The 20,059-nt window shown below is 65.4% G+C and carries 17 protein-coding genes; 13 read left to right on the forward strand and 4 right to left on the reverse strand.

The window, feature by feature from the left end; translation table 11 throughout:
• The first annotated feature begins 1 nt into the window (after position 1).
• Positions 2–1,123, forward strand: a complete 1,122-nt coding sequence (locus POM99_RS14770; protein ID WP_277279164.1) for a PepSY-associated TM helix domain-containing protein — start codon at positions 2–4, stop codon at positions 1,121–1,123.
• A 62-nt stretch (positions 1,124–1,185) separates the two neighbouring features.
• Here POM99_RS14770 and POM99_RS14775 read toward each other — a convergent pair whose 3' ends face one another.
• On the reverse strand, positions 1,186–1,824 hold the full coding sequence (locus tag POM99_RS14775) for a group I truncated hemoglobin (RefSeq protein WP_313792138.1): 639 nt from the start codon (positions 1,822–1,824) through the stop codon (positions 1,186–1,188).
• 14 nt (positions 1,825–1,838) lie between these two features.
• Positions 1,839–2,747, reverse strand: coding sequence for a DUF3034 family protein (locus POM99_RS14780; RefSeq protein ID WP_277279166.1), 909 nt, complete (start codon positions 2,745–2,747; stop codon positions 1,839–1,841).
• Between the two features lie 127 nt (positions 2,748–2,874).
• Here POM99_RS14780 and POM99_RS14785 point away from each other — a divergent pair, with 127 nt between their 5' ends.
• The 3 genes from POM99_RS14785 (at position 2,875) to POM99_RS14795 (ending at position 7,482) form a co-directional block, all read left to right on the forward strand.
• The gene (locus tag POM99_RS14785) at positions 2,875–3,486 is read left to right on the forward strand and encodes a cupredoxin domain-containing protein (protein ID WP_277279168.1); all 612 of its coding nucleotides are present in this window, start codon (positions 2,875–2,877) and stop codon (positions 3,484–3,486) included.
• 4 nt (positions 3,487–3,490) lie between these two features.
• On the forward strand, positions 3,491–5,830 hold the full coding sequence (locus tag POM99_RS14790; protein ID WP_277279170.1) for a putative bifunctional diguanylate cyclase/phosphodiesterase: 2,340 nt from the start codon (positions 3,491–3,493) through the stop codon (positions 5,828–5,830).
• Positions 5,831–5,985: 155 nt separating this feature from the next.
• Positions 5,986–7,482 (forward strand): methyl-accepting chemotaxis protein, encoded by a 1,497-nt coding sequence (locus POM99_RS14795; RefSeq protein ID WP_277279172.1) that lies wholly within the window; start codon positions 5,986–5,988, stop codon positions 7,480–7,482.
• A gap of 33 nt (positions 7,483–7,515) precedes the next feature.
• Here the strand turns inward: POM99_RS14795 and POM99_RS14800 are convergent, their stop codons facing one another.
• Together POM99_RS14800 and POM99_RS14805 are read right to left on the reverse strand one after the other, a co-directional pair.
• Positions 7,516–8,037: a hypothetical protein gene (locus POM99_RS14800; RefSeq protein ID WP_277279174.1), complete on the reverse strand. Its 522-nt coding sequence runs from the start codon at positions 8,035–8,037 to the stop codon at positions 7,516–7,518.
• 98 nt (positions 8,038–8,135) lie between these two features.
• Entirely contained in the window at positions 8,136–9,554 is a 1,419-nt protein-coding gene (locus tag POM99_RS14805) for a sulfatase family protein (RefSeq protein ID WP_277279176.1), read from the reverse strand.
• Between the two features lie 240 nt (positions 9,555–9,794).
• On the opposite strand from POM99_RS14805, the gene POM99_RS14810 reads away from it, so the two are divergent.
• From POM99_RS14810 to kdpB, 9 genes are all read left to right on the forward strand, one after another.
• A complete protein-coding gene (locus POM99_RS14810; RefSeq protein WP_277279178.1) occupies positions 9,795–10,088 on the forward strand; it encodes a hypothetical protein in 294 nt (97 codons plus the stop codon).
• Between the two features lie 491 nt (positions 10,089–10,579).
• Positions 10,580–10,768, forward strand: coding sequence for a hypothetical protein (locus tag POM99_RS14815; RefSeq protein WP_277279180.1), 189 nt, complete (start codon positions 10,580–10,582; stop codon positions 10,766–10,768).
• Positions 10,765–13,185 carry a TonB-dependent receptor gene (locus tag POM99_RS14820; protein ID WP_277279182.1) on the forward strand — a complete coding sequence of 807 codons (2,421 nt, stop codon included), beginning with the start codon at positions 10,765–10,767 and terminating at the stop codon, positions 13,183–13,185. The genes POM99_RS14815 and POM99_RS14820 overlap by 4 nt, the downstream gene beginning before the upstream one ends.
• A 38-nt stretch (positions 13,186–13,223) precedes the next feature.
• Positions 13,224–14,630, forward strand: coding sequence for an MFS transporter (locus tag POM99_RS14825; protein ID WP_277279184.1), 1,407 nt, complete (start codon positions 13,224–13,226; stop codon positions 14,628–14,630).
• 32 nt (positions 14,631–14,662) lie between these two features.
• On the forward strand, positions 14,663–15,613 hold the full coding sequence (locus POM99_RS14830) for a TauD/TfdA dioxygenase family protein (protein ID WP_277279185.1): 951 nt from the start codon (positions 14,663–14,665) through the stop codon (positions 15,611–15,613).
• Between the two features lie 223 nt (positions 15,614–15,836).
• The gene (locus tag POM99_RS14835; RefSeq protein ID WP_277279188.1) at positions 15,837–16,133 is read left to right on the forward strand and encodes a hypothetical protein; all 297 of its coding nucleotides are present in this window, start codon (positions 15,837–15,839) and stop codon (positions 16,131–16,133) included.
• Positions 16,134–16,224: 91 nt separating this feature from the next.
• Positions 16,225–16,314 carry a potassium-transporting ATPase subunit F gene (locus tag POM99_RS14840; protein WP_277279190.1) on the forward strand — a complete coding sequence of 30 codons (90 nt, stop codon included), beginning with the start codon at positions 16,225–16,227 and terminating at the stop codon, positions 16,312–16,314.
• Between the two features lie 13 nt (positions 16,315–16,327).
• Positions 16,328–18,031: a potassium-transporting ATPase subunit KdpA gene (gene kdpA / locus POM99_RS14845; RefSeq protein WP_277279191.1), complete on the forward strand. Its 1,704-nt coding sequence runs from the start codon at positions 16,328–16,330 to the stop codon at positions 18,029–18,031.
• Between the two features lie 30 nt (positions 18,032–18,061).
• The gene (kdpB, locus tag POM99_RS14850) at positions 18,062–20,059 is read left to right on the forward strand and encodes a potassium-transporting ATPase subunit KdpB (RefSeq protein ID WP_277279342.1); all 1,998 of its coding nucleotides are present in this window, start codon (positions 18,062–18,064) and stop codon (positions 20,057–20,059) included.

The following is a 20,059-nucleotide window of genomic DNA, read 5'->3' on the forward strand; positions in this document are numbered from 1 at the left end:
CATGGCCGTGCCGATCAGGCGCGCGGCCATGCGGCTGCACCTGTGGCTGGGCCTGTGGCTCGGCGCGCTGTTCGTCCTGCAGGGGCTGACCGGGTCGGTGCTGGTCTGGTATGTCGAGATCGACGCGCTGCTGCACCCGCAGCAGGCGTCGGCCGGCATGGCCACGCCTGCGGGCTGGGACCGCGCGATCGCTACGCTGCGGCGCGATCATCCAGCATGGACCGGCCCGTGGCGGCTGGAGGTAACCGGCCGCCCCGGCCCCATCCCGGCACGCTATTATGGCAAGACGAGCATGGACGCCGGGCGCTTTGCCCCGCCGATGGCCTGGCTTTCGCCCGATGGTGCCCGCGTGCTGCGGCGTGATCGCTGGGGCGATCATGCGATGACGTGGATCTATGACCTGCACTATCGCCTGCTGCTGGGACCCACGGCCGGCACGGTGCTGGGTTATGTCTCCCTCGCACTTGCTGTCCTGCTGTTCACCGGCCTGGCCGCATGGTGGCCGAAGGGATCGTGGAAAAAGGCGCTGCTGTTCAAGCGTGGCGCCCCCCCGCTGCGCGCGCTGCGCGATTGGCACAAACTGGCCGGCCTTGGCGGACTGCCGCTTCTGGCGATGCTGGCGGTGACCGGTGCGGCGCTGGAGCTGCCGAAGGAAACCGGTGCGCTGCTAACCACGCTGCTTGGTCGTGCGCCGGGCGTGCCGGTGCCGGAATCGGATGTTCAGGCAGACTGGAGTGCACCCACCATCCCGCCCAGCAAGGCCGCCGCAGCAGCGCTGGCCGCGCTGCCAAGCGCGCGGCTGGCGTGGATCGAAGCTCCCGGCCCCGGCCACACGCCTTATCGTCTGCGACTGCAGTTGCCGGGCGACCCCAGCCGCCGCTTTCCGCACAGCTGGGTGCTGGTCGATCAGCACAGCGGCCGGGTCCTATCCGTGGCCGACGCCACCAGGTCAGGCGCGCAGGTCACCGTGCTGAACTGGTTGCACCCACTGCACGATGGTTCGGCAGGCGGCATGCCTCTGCGCGCGGCGCTGGTGCTTGCAGGGCTCATGCCGCTGGCGCTCTTCACCACCGGCTGGTTACGCTGGCGCCGTCGCAAGGCACGCGTCCAAAATGACCATTAATCAGGGACAGTCCCTGTTTATCCAAAGGTGGGGACTGTCCCGATCAAGCATGTATGCATCCGTCAGCGCCGCTTGCCCAGCAGCCGCTTCTCCCCGCGCTCGCTCACGTCGGCGTCCATCGGTGCCAGCTTTGACAGGAAGCGGTTCTGCGCGGCAAAGCCCACGCCATTCTCGCGCATCGCCTGCTGCAGGTTTTCCACCAGCGCGTTCAGGTCGGCGCGGGTGGAGCCCAATCCCTTGTGCGATGATTTCATGTCGCGCCCGGTGTAATGGCACCCCGCATTCAGGATCAAGCAGAACTGTTCAAACAGTGTGCGCCGCAACCGCACCATGTCGTGCTCGCCAAAGATCGCCTTGATCCGCGGATCGGTGGTGTTCAGCTCCACGAAACGGTCCACCACGCGACGGATGCCGGGCTGCCCGCCAAACGCGCGCGCCATGCCCTCGCCGGTAAAAGGACTGGCCCCGGCGTTGGCGTCGCTCTGCACATAGGGATCGACCGGGATCTCCCCGGTCACCGGGTCGCGCGTCTTGCGCACCACGCCGAATTCCCTGTCCCAATCAACTGGTGCGTCCCGGTCGACTTGCGCGTCGCCGGGCGCCTCGCCGCTTTCGGCTGCGGGCGGCACTTCCTGCGCCATCACCGCCGAGGGGGCCATGATGGCAATGCCCAGCGCCACTGACAGAACCGTCTTACGCATCATTCGCAAACCCTTCAAAACGCCAGCTGCAGCTGCACCAGCCCGCCGCGCTGCCCGCCGAACGTGGCGATTGATCCCACGTCCACATACGCCCCGGTAACTGTCAGGTTGCGGACCGGCGCCCACGCCACGAACATGTCCAGCGCATCATCCTCGCGCGCGATGCCCAGGTTGTCCGGCTTGGTGCGGTATTCGCCACCCACCGCCAGCCTGCGTGAAAGCTGATAGGCCAGCGTCCCTTCCACCTGCAGGCTGTGCTTGCCGTGCTTGTCCCCGCCAAAACCCAGCAGGCCGAACTGGTTGGCCTTGGTCAGCCGCGCGGTGGCGTTCACCAGCACGCTGCGTGAAAGGAACAGCTTGCTCGCGCTCAGGGTAAAGTCGGTGCCCTGTGCCGATCGGGCGCCCACCGCGCGCACGATTGCGCCGTCCAGATTGCGCTTGTGCTGCACTCCCACCGCAATTGCCGGCAGCCATTGCGGGCCATAGACAAGATCGCCCGCCAGCCGCAGCTTGGCTGAAAAAATGTCCTGGTTGAACTTGAATCCATGGCCCAGTCCCAGCGCCGCGCCCACCTTGCGCGTGTCGAAGTTCTGCCGGGCATAGCTCAGTTCGAGCCGGTCATGGATGCCCACGCTCACGCCGTGGCTTTGCCAGCCATAGTCGGGCAGGGCGATTGCGGTCACGTGTGCTGAAACGCCGATGGCGCGCTCGGTCCCGCGCCCGGCGATCGTGCTCCACGATGCCAGCCCGCCGCCGCTCGCGCCTTCCACGCTGGTCACGCCATTGGTCAGCAGCAGCTTGGCATCGTCAAATGTTTCGTCGGCCTGGGCCGGCGATGCCAGCGGGGTGCCCAGCGCCAGTAACCCTGCCAGGCTCCACCGGGTGGCGGCGCGGCGTCTGCCGGTCGTCAAGATCGTGGCCATCGAAGCGAAAAGTCCCATGAATCAGTCTAATACTTTCACAACGTTAACCATCGCGGCTAAAGGAATGGTAAAACCAGCCATCCCGATGATTAGACAGTTTTTAACGCGCAGCAGCGATAGGGAGCACATGGCCAACGGCTTCCTCCCCTTCCTTCGCCGGGCTGCACTTGCCCTTCCCTGCCTGCTCGCGGTTTCCGCCACTGGGCCTCTCGAAGCCGTCTTTCAGGTGGTCGATGCCCGCGGCATGCCTTTGCAGGGCGCGGTGGTAGAGGTGGAACGGCCCGCAACCGGCCCGATCACCTTTCCCTGGCGCAATGCCATGGCGCAAAGGGACCAGACCTTCGTCCCCGGCACGCTGATCGTGCCGGTTGGCGCCACTGTGGCCTTCCCCAATCTTGATGCCGTGCGCCACAGCATCTACAGCTTCTCACGGCCTGCAAAGTTCAAGATCGATCTTTATGGTCGGGACCAGACGCGCACGCAGCGCTTTGCGCTGACTGGCACCGTTGCGCTCGGCTGCAACATCCACGATCAGATGCGCGGCTATATCCGCGTGGTCAATACGCCTTTCGCCCGCCAGACCGACGTGAACGGTTTTGGCCGCATCCCCGGCCTGCCGGCAGGCGCCTACAAGGTGCGCGTGTGGCACCCGCGGCTGCGCGCGCCCGAGAACGAATTGCTGCTGCCTGCCACGGTCAGCGGGGGCGGGGTCGTTCGGCTGGTGGTCCAGACTCGCTGATCGCATGCGCCGTCCCGCCTTTCTCGCAGCAATCCGGGCCGGGGTGCTAACCGTATCGCGCTTGGTGCGGCGGCGTCAGGCACTGCAGCTGCGCACCCACATCGCCCTGCTTTTCGCGCTCCTGCTCGCCGTGGTCATGTCGGTGTCGATCGGCGTGGCCGGTTCGGGGCTCAGTCTCTTCGCACGCCAGGCGGCAGAGCGCGACATGGTCGCCAACGCCCGCGTGTTCGATCGCATTATTGCCAACCGGGCGGATCAACTGCGCGAATCCGCGTCCGTGGTCGCGCGCGATTTCGGCTTTCGGGAAGCCTTCGCCACGGGAGACCGCGCCACGCTCGGCTCTGCGCTGGCCAGCCTGGGGGATCGCACCGGGGCACCGCTTGCAGCGATCGTGGGCCTTGATGGTTCGATCACCGCCGGGCCGGGCGCGCCACCGCTCGATGGCGCGGCGCTGCTGCCCGCGCTCGATGGCGGGCGTGCCAGCGGCGTGATCGCGCTCAATGGCCATCTCGCGCTCGGCGTCGCCGCACCCATTGAAATGCCCGATCTGGTCGGCTGGCTGGTGCTGGCCCAACCATTGGACAAGCAGGATCTGCAATCGCTCAGCCGCCTTTCCGCCATCCCAATGGCGGTTGACGTGCAGGATGCCCGCCGGCTGGCACCGGCCCTGCGGGCGCAGGCACCGGGCCAGGTCGCCATTGCGCCGGGCCGGGATGGAGACGATCTCGTCCGCCTGTCCGATCTGCCCAGCCTGCAGCAGGGCGTCCTTCCGCGGCTGGTGCTGCGCTCCTCGCTGGACAAGGCGATGGAATCCTACACCGGCGTCCGCTCGATCCTCATTGCCATCGCCGTGGTCGGCACGCTCCTCGGCATATGGCTGGCCCTGCATCTCGCCGCCGGGATCACCCGCCCGCTCACCACGCTGGCCGATGCGGCCCGTCGCATCGCACGCGGGGAACGGGCAAAGGTCGCGGCCGAGGGGGATCGCGAAGTTGTCGCCCTGGCACGCAGCTTCAACGCCATGGTCGATGCCATCGATGAACGCGAACGCCGGATCATCCACACAGCGCTGCATGATGGGCTCACCGGCATGCCCAATCGCAGCTTCTTCCTTGAAAAGCTGGAACGCGCGCTGCTCCGGCAAACCGACGATAGCCGCACCTTGGTCGCCTTCGTCGATCTCGATGATTTCAAGACGATCAACGATACCATGGGTCATCCCATGGGTGATGCGCTCTTGCAGTTCGTCGCGCAGGAACTGACCGATCTCTATCCCGATGCCATGGTTGCCCGCTTTGGCGGTGATGAATTCGGCGTGCTCGTCTCGGGCCTTGGCCGCGAAGCTGATTGTACCGCCATTGCCGCCACCCTTCATGCCGCGCTCAATCGCGATTGCCGGATTGACGGGCGCAGCGTGCCGCTTTCGGCCAGCTTCGGCATCGCCATTGGTCCGGCCGATGGTGCGGACAGCGATACCCTGCTCAAGAATGCCGATCTCGCGCTCTATCGCGCCAAGGCGGATGGCAAGGGCGCCTACCACTTTTTCGAAGCCGCCCTTGATGAAGCGGCCAGCCGCCGCCGCCAGCTTGAACTCGACATGCGCGAGACGCTGCGCACCGGTGGGTTCGAACTGCATTTCCAGCCTCTGTTCAGCCTTGCGCAACAGCGGATCAAGGGGTTCGAGGCGCTGATGCGCTGGAACCATCCGGTGCGCGGCCCCGTCAGCCCGGCCGAATTCATTCCCTTGGCCGAAGAGACCGGCATGATCGTCCCGCTCGGCGAATGGGCCTTGATGGAGGCGTGCCACCAGGCTGCCTCCTGGCCTCAGGCCGTCTCGGTTGCGGTCAACATCTCGCCGCGCCAGTTCGCCAGCCCCGCGCTTGGCCAGGCCGTGGTTCGCGCGCTCGCCGCCTCGGGACTGCCGCCGGCGCGGCTGGAGCTCGAGATTACCGAGAGCATCTTCATCGGCAATGTCGAACGCACCGTGGCCATGCTTCATTCGCTACGCGCGCTGGGAGTGCGGGTGGCGCTTGATGATTTCGGCACCGGCTATTCCTCCCTCAGCTACCTGCGCTCGTTCCCCTTCGACAAGCTGAAGATCGACCAGAGCTTCGTGCGCGATCTCGGCCGCGATGCCAGCGCGCAGGCCATCGTGCGCGCCATCGCGACTCTGGCGGGCGCGCTCGGCATGGAGACCCTGGCCGAAGGCGTCGAGATCCAGACCCATGCGGACGTGCTTCGTGCTGAAGGGTGCGACATGATCCAGGGTTACCTGATCAGCCGCCCTGTTCCGGCCGATGCGGTTCCCGGCCTGTTGGGTGAAGTTACTGCTTTGCGGGCATAAACTTCAGTCAACCTGCCCCTTGGGGCAAAATGGTCCAAAATGTGGCGGAAATCCAAGGTATTAACGGGTTCGAACCAGCCTCGCCCGAAATGAACACGACTGCGCAGACGGGCCAACTTCCTTTAGAGCCAAACCATCCGATGCAGGAGAATCCCATGCTCGCATGGTTTGAACAGACCGCCCCCATCCGTCAGAAGTTTCGCGCGCTCACCACCTTACACGCCACCCTCGCCCTCCTCGCGGTCGGGTTTGCTGCCGGGGGTGAGGTGCAGGTGATTCCGGTGGCCGCCTCGCTGATCCTGGCCACGCTTTGCGCGGGGGCCATCGTGGTGGTCAACTGGCGAGCGGGGGAGCTGATCTGCACGCCATACGTCGACACCGTGCTGCGCATGGAAGCGCTGGCCAACGGGGATACCAGCAGTCCGATCCACTATACCCACCATCAGGACTGCGTGGGCCGCATGACCAAGGCGATGGCGCGATTCCGCGACAACATCCTGGCCATGACCGACGCCGAGGAACAGCAGAGCGTGGTCGACACGTTGAACGGTGCGCTGAAGCGGCTGGCGGCCAATGACCTGGGCGCCACGATCGACAGCGCGTTCCCTTCTTCGTACGAGGAGATGCGCCATAACTACAACGCTGCCGTCTCCGCGCTCGCCGCAGCCATCGCGCAGGTGCGCAGCGGAGCGGAAGCGGTGCTGACGGGCGCATCGGAGATCCGCAGCGCAACTGACGACCTGTCCATGCGCAACGAACAGCAGGCCGCCGCCCTGCAGGATGCGGCGCGCGCGATGAACGAAACCACGCGCAGCGTGATGGAGACATCGGGGCAGGCAGCGCAAGCCGGGCAATCGGTGGCTTCAAGCCTGCGCACCGCACGTACCGGCAGCGAAGTGGTGACCGATGCGGTGGCGGCGATGCATGCCATCCGTGCCTCAGCCGATCAGATCGCCAGCATTACCGGCCTGATCGACGGCATCGCCTTCCAGACCAACCTGCTGGCGCTGAACGCCGGGGTGGAAGCGGCCCGCGCGGGCGAGGCGGGCAAGGGCTTTGCCGTGGTGGCCAGCGAAGTGCGCGTGCTGGCGCAGCGCAGCGCCGATGCCGCACGCGAGATCCGCGAACTGATCCAGTCCAGCAGCACCGAAGTTGCCCGCGGCGCCGAACTGGTGGAGAGGACCGGCGTGGTGCTGAAGGACCTGCTGCGCGAGATCGACGAGATCACTGTTTTCGTGGGCAACGTGGCGGCGGATTCGGCCGACCAGGCATCGAGCCTGCGCGGGATCAACCAGACGGTTGCGGACATGGATCGGTTGACGCAGCAGAATGCGGCGATGACCGAGCAAAGCACCGCCGCCGCCCGCAGTCTGGCCAACGAGGCGCAGCAGCTGAGCCAGCTGGTCGACCAGTTCCGGTCAGGCAGCGCTTCCCACGCCAATTCCGGGGCAAGGCGCTGGACCGACCAGGTTGCGAAACCTGTCGTCCCGGCGGCTTCGACCCATACTGCGCCACTGGCCCCCAAGGCCAGCGTCACGCCGGTATCGGCGGACCTGCCGGTTACCACGCCGCGTCAGCCGCCGGCGGTGCTGAAGCAGCGGCAGGCGCTGCAAAGCGCGATGGCGGGCGACGACGACTGGTCGGAGTTCTGATCCCGCGCCAGCCATGACCGCCCGCCCGAAGCGTCAGGCGATGATGCTGCGCGCGTGCGTGGAATTGTGCCCGCCGTGGCGATAGAGCACGTCTTCGACGGTCTGCGCATCGGCGCGTCCGTCTTCCACGGTCACGAGCACCGCGCCATCTTTCAGCCGTCCACCATAGTAGGTCGCGTCTTCATCGCTGATCCCGTGCTTGGTCAGCACTTCGTTGAGCGATCCGCCGATCGCCCCGAGCACGGCGCCGATGCCGATCGCCTCTGGCACAGCCGATGCGGCGATCGCGCCAGCTGCGGCGAGCGGGCCGACACCCGGGATCGCGAGTGCCGCCACGCCGAGCCCTGCGCCCAGCGCACCGCCACCGAGTATGCCGCGCAGCACGTTGCGGTGTTCTTCATCGGTGATCTCGCCATCGCCGGAACGGGTGGTTGTGGTGCCGCCGTGGTGGGCGATTACCGACATGTGCGCATCCTCCACGCCCAGCGCGCGCAGATCCGCCACGGCCCGTTCGGCCTCGGCATGGGTATCGAAAATGGCCGATGCTTGCGTCATGGAGTGCTCCTTTGTTTTTCAGGTCAGGAGTGCAAGCGGACAGGGCGCAGTTCGTTCCGTGCCCAACGATTGTTAGTCCTTCGAAATACCGGGAAGCGTCAGTCGGTTACGCCGAAGTGATCGGCCAGTTCGTTGGCGTGGAAGCCGTGGGTGTAGGATTGCGGATCGAGCGGCAGCATTGTGCGGTTCCATGCGTCCCATTCCGCCTGCAGCGCCCTGAATGCATCAGGCCGACGATCCTTGAGGTTCGCGCGCTCCTGCGGATCGGCGGTCACGTCGAACAGGAAGCTGTTCTCGCCGATCTTCAGGTACTTGGTCGATCCGCGCCGCGCAGCCTGCTGGCCATGATTTCTGTAGCGCCAGAACAGCGTGCGTTCCGGCAGCGCGCCGCCAGCCAAGGCCGGGCGGATATCAACGCCGTCGGATGCAAAGGCGGGATCGGGCGCAGACCCGGCAGCGGCGAGGAAGGTGGGCAGCCAGTCCATGGTGATGACCTGCGCGTCACTGGTGGAGCCGGGGCGGGTCACGCCCGGCCAGCGGACGATGGCGGGGATGCGCAGGCCGCCTTCAAGCAGCTCGGTCTTGCGCCCGGTGAAGGGGTAGGTGTCGGAGAAGCGTTCGCCGCCATTGTCGCTGGTGAACACGACGATGGTGTGGCCCGCCTGGCCCGACGCTTCGAGCGCGGTGAGGATGCGGCCAACCTGCAGGTCCAGCCGGCGGACCATGGCGGCATAGGTGGATGCGCTGCCACCATCCCAATCGAACAGTGCCTGCCGGTCATTCTTCGCGGCCAGACGGCGCGATTCGGCCTCGTCCTCCGGCGCTTCCCACGGCCAGTGCGGCGCGGTGAAATGCAGGCTCATGAACCAGGGCTGCGACGAGGCGGCCCCCGCGCCGATCTCGGCAATGGCCCGTTCAGCCAGCAGATCGGTGAGGTAGCCGGCCTTTTCCACCGGGGTGCCACCATCCCACAGGTCCGGCTCGCCATTGGTGGAAGCATGGGTGAAATAGTCCACCCCGCCACTGCGCAGGCCCCAGAAGTGCTGATACCCGCTTTTCAGCGGATCGAAATCCGGCAGGCTGCCAAGATGCCATTTACCGATCAGCGAGGTACGATATCCGGCTTTGGCCAGCAGCGATGGCAGCGTGGGGTGCGAGGGCGGCAGGCCGATGTTGGCACGGTTGGCCAACGGTTCCTCCAGCCCCACTGGCAGCCGGTACTGATATCGCCCGGTAATCAGCGCGACGCGCGTGGCAGTGCAGACTGCGCTGTTGGCATAGGCTTGGGTGAAGCGCAGACCCTGCGTGGCCAGCGCATCGATGGCAGGCGTGGCGTAATCGCGCCGACCATAGCACGACAGGTCGGCAAAGCCCATGTCGTCGGCCATGATGTAAAGGATGTTGGGCCGCAACGGTCCCTGGGCCGTGGCAAAGGCCGAAGCAGCGGGCAGGGCGAGTGTGGCGGCAGTGCCGGCAAGCGCGGCGCGGCGGGAAAGGGTGAAGACAGGCTTGGACATGCTGGCTCCGATCGGCAGGGAGGGTGAGATACCAAGGTGTGCAGACTGCGGCCCATGAGGATGCCCGGCCCGGTCTGCTGGCGAGGAGGAGCCGGAGCGGGGATGTGGTTCATCGTTGCATGGCTCCGACAAAGTCTGGCGGGGTAGACCCGTCCTCATGGGGCGCAGCCTGCGCACCTTGGTATGCGGTCCCATGCGTTGTCGCGTAAGGCCACAGCGTTGTCTATCTGCCGCGCCGTAATGTCTACCGATAAAGTGGAGTATTGCGTGGCGTTGGTAGACGGTGCGTTGAGCCGTGCGCCAGCCATCGAGACGGTCCACGGTCTTTATGGCATCAGCAGAAAATTAGGGGGCGGACAAAGGGACTGCGATGCCCGCCCCCCGGTGTGCAATGCAGGCCGCGATGCGACCGACACTTTGCATGTTGGCGTGGGCGGACGCCAACTTTGGCCTATAGAAATCGCACAAGCCGCGCCGATGGGCAAGCACGACTTGCAGATGCACAATGCGGTCATCGGCGGCCGCGCATCCTAGCATGGAATCGTTGCGTGTGTCGTGGCCGGGAACTGGGGCATGCCGCCAACCACCGCCACACCGTGGTGCGCTGACGAATTGGCAACCCCATTGGAAAAGCCTTCCCATCACGGGGGATAGGAAAGCTTTTGATTGACCGAAAAGACTCAACTGATTAGGTAGAGATTATCCCGGCGGTATGGAGTCCAGCCCATCCGCGCGATCCAAAGGGTGCTGGACCGCGGCATTTGATCGGGAAGCAGCTTGCTCCGCGTTACCAACCGCTAAAGCGCGCGATGCTGGGGCGACAGCGCCAGGCATCGTGTTCCCCTCATGCAAGAGGTGACATGATGCGAATGCCCACGAAGCGCGCCTGACGCGCACCCGGTAACCGACCGAAATCCGCCAAGCATCTCCCCAGGGCGGGAAAGATGCATCGGGGTCGCCTGGCCGCCGGAACTCCATCACAGACACGTCTGCTCATGCCGCTCCGCGCGGCAAGGAGGACCACCATGCACAGACTGACTCAGGCCGACCTGCGCGATCTGGGCCGGTATCCCGTGTCGCTGCAGCAAGCCATCGTCGCCCTTTTCGGTGTCGAGCCGGAGGCATGCGCCTCTGGCCCCGCTCCAGCCACGCCAGCCGCCCGCACCGCGCACTTCCGGCCTGAACATCAACAGGGTTCAGGGATCGAACAATGAAGACAGCTTTTCAAGGCGCCGCCAGCGCCATCGCGCTTTTCGCCGCCACTTCCGCCTTCGCGCAGGAGGCACCTGGCCCGGATGCTTCTGCTGATCAATCCATCGCTCCAGGTGCGGGCGATGGCGGGGACGGCATCATCGTCACCGGATCGCGCCGGCGTGATGAGAATGTGCAGGACATCCCCGTAGCCGTTGCGGTGGTCAGCGCCGCGGCGCTGGAACGGCGTGGCGATTTCACCTTGGGGCAAATTCAGCAGCAGGTGCCCAGCCTGCAGGTGTTCAGCTTCAACCCGCGCAACACCAACATCAACATCCGCGGCCTCGGCTCCAACGTGGCGCTCACCAACGATGGGCTGGAAAACGGCGTCGGCTTCTACATCGACAACGTCTATTATGGTCGCGTCGGCCTCTCGCAGTTCGACCTTGTCGATCTGGAAAGCATCGAAATCCTGCGCGGGCCGCAGGGCACGCTGTTCGGCAAGAACACCACCTCGGGCGTGATCAACATCACCAGCAGGAAGCCCGTGTTCGATCCTGAATTCTCGGGCGAGGTCAATGTCGGAAGCTACGGCTTCTATCAGTTGCGTGCCTCGGCCAGTGCCGGGATCGTACCCGACAGGCTAGCCGTGCGCATTTCCGGCGCGATCAGCGGCAACAACGGCTTCACTTACAACAAGACGCAGGGAATCCGTTCGCAGGATTACTACAATGCCTCCATCCGCGGGCAGCTGCTGTTCACCCCCAACAGCGATCTTTCGATCCGCGTGATCGGTGATTACTCGCGCCAGACCCAGCATAGCGTGATGAACCTGCTGGTCGCGAATTATGCGAACTATGCAGATGGCACCGTGTTGCACAATGCCCGGGGTGTCGCGGACAACTATGACATCCGCGTCGCGCGCTTCCCCGGCTATGTGAAGCCCGATTTCAACGCCTTCAATCGCGTGGGTGAGGCGGACAGCCACTATCAGGCCAACATGGCTGGCTATGGCATCTCGGGCCAGGTCGATTGGGACTTCGGCGGCGCGGCGCTCACTTCAATCACCGCCTATCGCTGGTGGGACTGGGACCCGGCCAACGATGGTGATGCCACGTCGCTGCCCGCCGTCGTGAAGGCGCAGCAAGCCAACCGCCAGCGCCAGTTCAGCCAGGAAGTGCGCCTTGCCAGCAAGGGTTCGCGCACCATCGATTACGTCGTCGGCGCCTATTACTTCTGGCAGACGGTGCGCGGCTATGGTGCCACCGGTTATGGCGCGGCGGCTCCGCTGTGGTTCCTCGGCGCGTCAAACCCGGTCACCAATGCGGCGCTCAACGGGTTCGAGGTCAATTCCTATTCCGAACCCACGACGAAGACGATCGCGGCCTTTGGCCAGACCGACTGGCAAATCAGCCCCACGCTCACCCTCACCACCGGCCTGCGCTTCACGCACGAGGACAAGACCGGCACCTTCCAGCAATGGGTGGCGAACGCGCCCGATATCTCGGCCTTCCCGGCGGCGACGCAGGCCACCATCCTCGGCATCCGATCCAACTTCAACAAGGTCGTGCCGCTCTATGAGACCAGGCTGAAGAACGACAATCTCTCGGGCCTGGTGTCACTCGGGTGGAAGGTCACCCCCGATGTGCTGGTCTATGGCACCTATTCGCGCGGCAACAAGTCGGGCGGGCTCAACCTGACCCAGCTGCCAGCGGGCATCACCGCCGATGTGCGGCCGGAAAAGATCGACGCTTTCGAAGTGGGCCTCAAGAGCCAGTTCCTCGACCGGCACGTGACCTTCAACGCCGCCGGCTTCTGGACCGAGATCCGCGACTATCAGACCGCCATCACCGATACCGACCGCGACAGCGGCGTTTCGCGGCAATACATCGCCAATATCCCCAAGGTCCGCTCGCGTGGCGTGGAAGGGGACCTGAACATCGCGGCCAGTGACCGGCTCTCATTCAACGCCTCGGCCAGCTACACCGACGCGAAATACATCACCTACTCCAATGCTCCGCTTGCACCCGAAGTGAACCCGGTTACGCCCACTGGGCGGCTCGTCGCGGCTGATCTTTCGGGCCAGCGCCTGCCTGGCGTGCCGAAGTTCGCCTATACGCTCGGTGTCGATGCGAACGCCCCGCTTGCCACGCTCGGTGGGCGCGAGGTGAGCGGATACCTGCACGCCGACTGGGCGTACCGTTCGCATTTCAACACCTCGTCCAGCAACTCGGTCTGGGCGGAAATCCCTGGCTATGGGCTGCTCAACGCCCGTGTTGGCCTGCGCACCGGCGATGGTCTTTGGGATGTCTCGGTGTGGTCCCGCAACCTGCTGAACAAGGATTACTACCTCTCGCTTTCGGCCGGCACGATCGGCCTCGTTACCGGGCAGGTGGGTGAACCGCGCACAATCGGCGCCACCCTGCGCACCCGGTTCTGATCTCCGCCACCATATTCGCCAACGCAGGAGCGGACGCCATGCTTCACGATCCTCAATTTGCCCGGACGAACCCGACGCAAAGGCTTGATAGACTGAGCCTCCTGCGTTTCGCGGCGGTTTCGGTGCCAATCTATGCGGCGGCCCAGCCGGTCATGGCCTATGTTCCGGCGATCCTTTCACGCGATTACCACATCCCGCTGGCCACGCTCGGGCTGGTGTTTCTGATCGGGCAGGCGGTCAATTCGCTGCTCGATCCGGTGATCGGTGCGCTCAGCGATCGCACACGCAGCGTGCATGGCCGTCGCAGGCCGTGGATCGCCGCAGGGGGGATCGCCTTCATCGTCGGCGCGGCGATGCTGTTCTTCCCGCCGCCGGGGGTCAGCGTCGCCTGGGTCACGGTGGGTGCGCTGCTCTACTACGTCGGTGTTTCGGCCACGACTACGCCGCTGCTGGCGTGGTCGGGCGAGATCAGCGGCGATTATCACGAACGCACGCGGATCGCCTCGGTGTTCACACTGCTGTCGTCGTCTGCGCTGGTGCTGGCCCTGCTGCTGCCGGCGGTGGCAGACCAGGTCCGCCCGAACGATGGACCGCTGCGCCTGACCCTGTTCGGAGGCCTTGTCATCATCACCGCCGTGCCGGGCCTCCTGCTCACCTTGACCTCGCAGCCGGATCGCCCCGCACCACCTTCCGCCGCCTCCCTTGCACTGGGTGCCTCGCTTCGCGCGGTGTTCGGCAATCGCCTGCTGCTGCGGGTTCTCGCTTCCGACACCGCAGTCACTGCGGGGCAGGGCGTGCGCGGCGTGCTGCTGCTGTTCGTAGTCACCATCTATTTCGGGCGACCTGAGTGGGCGGCGGGCTTCTTCCTCTTCCAGTTTTCGTTCGGCATCCTTGCTGGCCCGATCTGGCAACGCATTGGCACCCGGCTGGGCAAGGGCCGAACTGCCGTTCTGGCGGAACTGGTCCAGGCCGCGATAAACTTCGGCTTGGTCTTCCTCACTCCGGATCGCTTCGGCCTACTGCTGTTCCTCGCGTTCCTGCAAGGCCTCTCCCAAGGCTCGGGCAACCTGATCCTGCGCTCCATGGTCGCCGATGTGGCCGATGCCCATCGCGCCGCCACGGGTGAGGATCGCGTCGGACTCTACTATTCGGTCTTCAGCGTGTCGCAGAAGCTGGGTGGTGCGATCGCGGTCGGCATCGCGCTGCCTCTCGTCGCGGCCCTCGGTTTCGATCCGGGGGCGTCCACCAACACATCGGCTGCGTTGCAGGCGCTCGTGCTGGTCTTCGCGCTTGGCCCGGCCGTTGCCCACACGCTCGCCGCCATCTTTGTCGCCGGTTTTCCTCTCGATGACCGCCGCCACGCGGAAATCCGACGCCAGATCGACGCCCGCGACGCCGTCTTCGCCTCCGCCAGTACGGCCCCCCATGGCGTGCCGGCTGAATGATCTCGCCCTCCAGCCCCCTCAGGAGAATGACCATGACTGCCATCACCACTTATGCCAATGCAAAGGACCCCAACTCGCTGCTGGATATCGTGCCCATCACCGGCACCATCGGTGCGGAAATCAGGGGCGTTGCGCTCTCCGGCGATCTTGATGCCGCCACCGTGCAGGCGATCCACGATGCCCTGGTGCGCCACAAGGTCATATTCTTTCGTGACCAGCACGATCTCGACGATGCCCGGCACGAAGCTTTTGCCAGCCTGTTCGGCGATCCGGTGGCGCACCCCACCGTGCCCGTCGCCGAAGGTTCGCGCTACCTTCTCGAACTGGATAGCAGGGAAGGCTACGCCGCTTCGAGTTGGCACACCGATGTCACCTTCGTCGACGCCTACCCCAAAGGTTCGATCCTGCGCGCGATCACAATTCCCGAAGCGGGTGGGGATACCCTCTGGGCCAACGGCGAAACGGCCTATGAAGGCTTGCCGGAAAGCCTGCGCCAACTGGTGAACAGCCTCTGGGCCGTCCACACCAATGTCTATGACTACGCAGCGGTGCTGCAGAGTGCGCCGAAGAACAACGATACGGAGAATGCGCGCGCAGCTTTCAACAAGACAGTCTTCGCTTCGACCATCTTTGAAACTGAACACCCGGTCGTGCGCGTCCACCCGGTTTCGGGCCAGCGCAGCCTGCTGCTCGGCCATTTCGTCAAGCATTTCGTCGGGCTGAACCAGGCGGATTCGTCGCGGCTGTTCCAGATCCTGCAGGATCACATCACCCGGCCGGAGAACATCGTGCGCTGGCGCTGGCGCAAGGGTGACGTGGCGTTCTGGGACAATCAGGCCACCCAGCACCGCGCTGTCGCCGATTTCGGCCTGCAGCGCCGCAATCTCCGCCGCGCCACTATCGCCGGGCAGGTTCCAGTCGGGATTGACGGTCGCCAAAGCCGAACGGTCCGCAAGGAAAAGGCGAATTACCAGCCGGCCTGATCCTCGGCAGCTGCACCGGGAGCGGCCGTCCCTCCAGTCGCTCCCACCCCGATTGCTCAGGCGCCGCCATGCCCAGCCCCAGCGGTGAACCATCGTGGTCGTCGCACACGCAGGAAGCCGTCGGCAAACTTTATGCCCTCTTTATTCCGCGCGCTGAATTCACCGTGGAACCTTAACGGGCATCGCGTCCACTTCCCATCCTGCGCCATTCAAGGAGCACAGGATGCAGATTACCGATTGGCCGGCCCGCGTTGCGGGCGGCAGGCACGCGCGCCGCTTGGAAAATGCCCTTCGGTTGGCCGGGCTGGTCATCATCGCCTTCGCCGGGGTCACCTGCCTGGGCGAGCGGCACGAAGAACTCCTGTACGGGCTTTCGCCCTGGCCGATGGCCATCGCAGTCCTTGCGGTGGTGTTGTTCTGGATCGGGCTGATCCTGCTGGTCGGCGGGGCGGAGCTGTTCCGCCAGCAGCCGGTTCCCCCTCGGTCATGGCTGCCCTCGCGCAAGAGGACCCCGCGATGACCGACCTGCTATGGCTCGGCATCCTTGCCGGCCTGACCCTCGCAACCCTGGCTTTCCTGCGCCTTTGCGAAAGCGCCTGAGGAGCACCGCCATGCACCTGCCCGAACTGCTCGCCGCCATCACCGCGGCAGGGCTCGTCGTCTATTTCGGGTTCGCGCTGCTGCGGCCCGAACGCTTCTGATCTGGAAATCGCCATGACTTCTGCCGGACTGGCCCTGATCGTGGGCTTCACCGCGCTTGTCGCCCTGCTGGCCAAGCCTTTCGGGCTTTGGCTCTTCGCGCTTTACGAAGGACGCCGCACCCCCCTGCATGGCGCGCTCGGCCCTCTCGAACGCGGGTTCTATCGGCTCTCGGGCATAGACCCGGATCGCGAACAGGGCTGGCGCGCCTATGCCCTGAACATGCTGATGTTCCAGTTGGTGACCACGCTGTTCACCTATGCCCTGCTGCGGCTGCAGGGCGTGCTGCCGATGAATCCACGCGGGTTCGGCGGCGTCGGGCCCGATGGCGCGATGAACACCGCGATCGCCTTTGTCACCAACACCAATTGGCAATGGTATTCGGGCGAGGCGACCCTGTCGAACCTCTCGCAGATGCTCGGCCTCGCCATTCACAACTTCCTTTCGGCTGCGACCGGCATAGCCGTCGCCTTCGCGCTTTTCCGGGGTTTCGCCCGGAGAGAGGCGAAGTCGCTAGGCAATTTCTGGGCTGATCTTACGCGCGTCACGCTCTACCTGCTGCTGCCGGCTTGCGTGCTCTACGCGCTGTTCCTGGTGGTCTGCGGCGTGCCCCAGACCTTTGCCGGAAGCATTGACGCAACCACGCTCGAAGGGGCGCGGCAAACCATCGCGCTGGGCCCCGTCGCCAGCCAGGAAGCGATCAAGATGCTCGGCACCAATGGTGGCGGCTTCTTCAATGCAAATTCCGCCCATCCCTTCGAGAACCCGACCGCGCTGACCAACCTGGTCGAGATGCTGTCGATCTTCGTGCTGGGGGCGGGGTTGACCCATGCGTTCGGCAAGGCCGTGGGCAACACGCGCCAGGGCTGGGCGATCCTGGCCGCCATGCTGGCGCTGTTCCTTGCCGGCGCCACCGTCACCTACTGGCAGGAGGCGGCAGGCAATCCGGCGTTCCACCAGCTTGGCGTGGCGGGTGCGAACATGGAGGGCAAGGAAGTGCGCTTCGGTGCCGCCGGCAGCGCGCTGTTCGCGGCGGTGACCACCGCGGCCTCATGCGGCGCGGTCAATGCGATGCATGACAGTTTCACCGCGCTCGGCGGGCTCGTGCCGCTGTTCAACATGCAGCTGGGCGAAATCGTGATCGGCGGCGTGGGGTCGGGCATCTACGGCTTCCTGCTCTATGCCCTGCTGGCGGTGTTCATCGCCGGGCTGATGGTCGGCCGCACGCCCGAGTACGTGGGCAAGAAGATTGAGGCGCGCGAGGTCAAGCTCGCGGTGCTCGCCATCGTCATTTTGCCGCTGTGCATCCTTGGCCTCACAGCACTCGCCGTGGTTGTCCCGGCGGGACTGGCCGGGCCGCTCAACCGGGGGCCGCACGGCTTTTCCGAAGTGCTCTATGCCTTCACATCGGCGGCGGCGAACAACGGTTCCGCCTTTGCCGGGCTGACGGCGGGCACCCCGTTCTACAATGGATTGTTGGGTGTGGCGATGTGGCTGGGCCGCTTCCTGGTCATCGTGCCCGTGCTCGCCATCGCCGGCAGCCTTGCCGCCAAGAAGCACACACCCGCCACGGCCGGATCGTTTCCGACCACCGGCGGCCTGTGGATTGGCCTGCTGGTGGCGACGATCCTGATCGTCGGCGGCCTCACCTTCCTGCCTTCGCTCGCGCTCGGCCCGGTGGCGGACCACCTGACCCTGCTGTCCGGCAAGCTTTACTGAGGACCATCTCCCGTGTCCCACGCAACATCCATGTTCTCGCGCGAACTCGTCCTGCCTGCAATCGGCGATGCCGTGGGCAAGCTGCACCCGCGCGAACTGATCAGGAACCCGGTGCTGTTCACCACCGCCGTGGTCGCTGCGCTGCTCACCGTACTCCTGCCACTGGGTGGCAGCGGGCTGTCAGTCGGCTTCCAGCTCCAGCTGATCGTCTGGCTCTGGCTTACGGTTCTGTTCGGCACGTTTGCCGAAGCGCTGGCCGAAGGGCGCGGACGGGCGCAGGCAGCCTCGCTGCGCGCCACCAAGTCAGATCTCGTCGCCCGGCTGCCCTCCGGCGAAACGGTTGCCGCCGCCGCCCTGAAGCGCGGGGATACGGTCGTCGTCGAAACCGGTGATCTCATCCCGGCCGATGGTGAAGTGATTGAGGGCGTCGCCAGCGTCAACGAGGCCGCCATCACCGGTGAAAGCGCGCCCGTGATCCGCGAGGCGGGGGGCGACCGCAGCGCCGTGACCGCCGGCACGCGGGTGATTTCCGATCGCATTGTCGTGCGGGTCACGCAGGAGCCGGGACAGGGCTTCCTCGATCGCATGATCGCGCTGGTCGAAGGCGCACAGCGCCAGAAGACGCCGAACGAGATTGCGCTGACCATCCTGCTCGTGGGGCTGACGCTGATCTTCCTGATCGCGGTGGGCACCATCCCCGCCTTCGCCAGCTATGCCGGCGGGCGCATCCCGGTGGCGATCCTCGCGGCGCTGCTCATCACGCTGATCCCCACCACCATTGCCGCGCTGCTTTCGGCCATCGGCATCGCCGGCATGGATCGGCTTGTCCGCTTCAACGTCCTCGCCAAGTCTGGCCGCGCGGTGGAGGCGGCGGGCGATGTCGACGTGCTGCTGCTCGACAAGACGGGCACGATCACCATCGGTGATCGGCAGGCCAGCCAGTTCCTGCCGCTTGCCGCCGTCATGCCTGAAACCCTGGCCGAAGCGGCGCTGCTCGCCAGCCTGGCGGACGAAACGCCCGAGGGGCGCTCGATCGTGCGCCTTGCGGCAGAGCTGCACGGCATGACGCACCACGGCATTCCCGCCGATGCCGAAGTCATCCCGTTCACGGCGCAGACGCGCATATCGGGCATCGTGGTCGGTGGGCGGACTGTCCAGAAGGGCGCCGTCGATGCGATCCTGCGCGCCAATCCGCAGCCCGCAGGAAGCGCTGTCGCTGCCGAACTGCGCAATGCGGCAGAAGCCATCGCCCGTGCCGGGCAGACACCGCTGGCAGTCGCGGCAGACGGCGTGCTGCTCGGCGTCGTCGCGCTCAAGGACGTGATCAAGGCCGGGGTCCGCGATCGCTTTGCCGAGCTGCGCCGCATGGGCATCCGCACGGTGATGATCACTGGCGACAATCCCCTGACCGCCGCAGCCATCGCCGCCGAAGCCGGCGTGGACGATTTCCTTGCCGAAGCGACGCCAGAGGACAAGCTGGCGCTGATCCGTCGTGAACAGCAGGGTGGCAAGCTCGTCGCCATGTGCGGCGATGGCACCAACGATGCTCCGGCGCTGGCACAGGCCGATGTCGGCGTGGCCATGAACACCGGCACCCAGGCCGCGCGCGAAGCTGGCAACATGGTCGATCTCGATAGTGATCCGACCAAGCTGATCGAGATCGTCGGCCTCGGCAAGCAGCTGTTGATGACACGCGGCGCGCTGACCACGTTTTCCATCGCCAACGACGTCGCGAAGTATTTCGCGATCATCCCGGCCATGTTCATCGCGCTCTACCCGCAGCTTGGCGCCCTCAACGTGATGGGCCTCGCCAGTCCGCAAAGCGCCATCCTGTCGGCGATCATGTTCAACGCGCTGATCATCCCGGTGCTCGTGCCGCTGGCGCTCAAGGGCGTTCGATACCGGCCTATGGATGCGGGGTCGCTGCTTGCGCGCAACCTCGGGGTCTATGGGATTGGCGGCCTCTTCGCACCGTTCATCGGCATCAAGGCGATCGACGTCGCCGTTGCCGCGCTTCATCTCGCCTGA

The sequence above is a fragment of the Novosphingobium cyanobacteriorum genome (genome assembly GCF_029436685.1).
In the GTDB taxonomy this organism is placed as follows: domain Bacteria; phylum Pseudomonadota; class Alphaproteobacteria; order Sphingomonadales; family Sphingomonadaceae; genus Novosphingobium; species Novosphingobium cyanobacteriorum.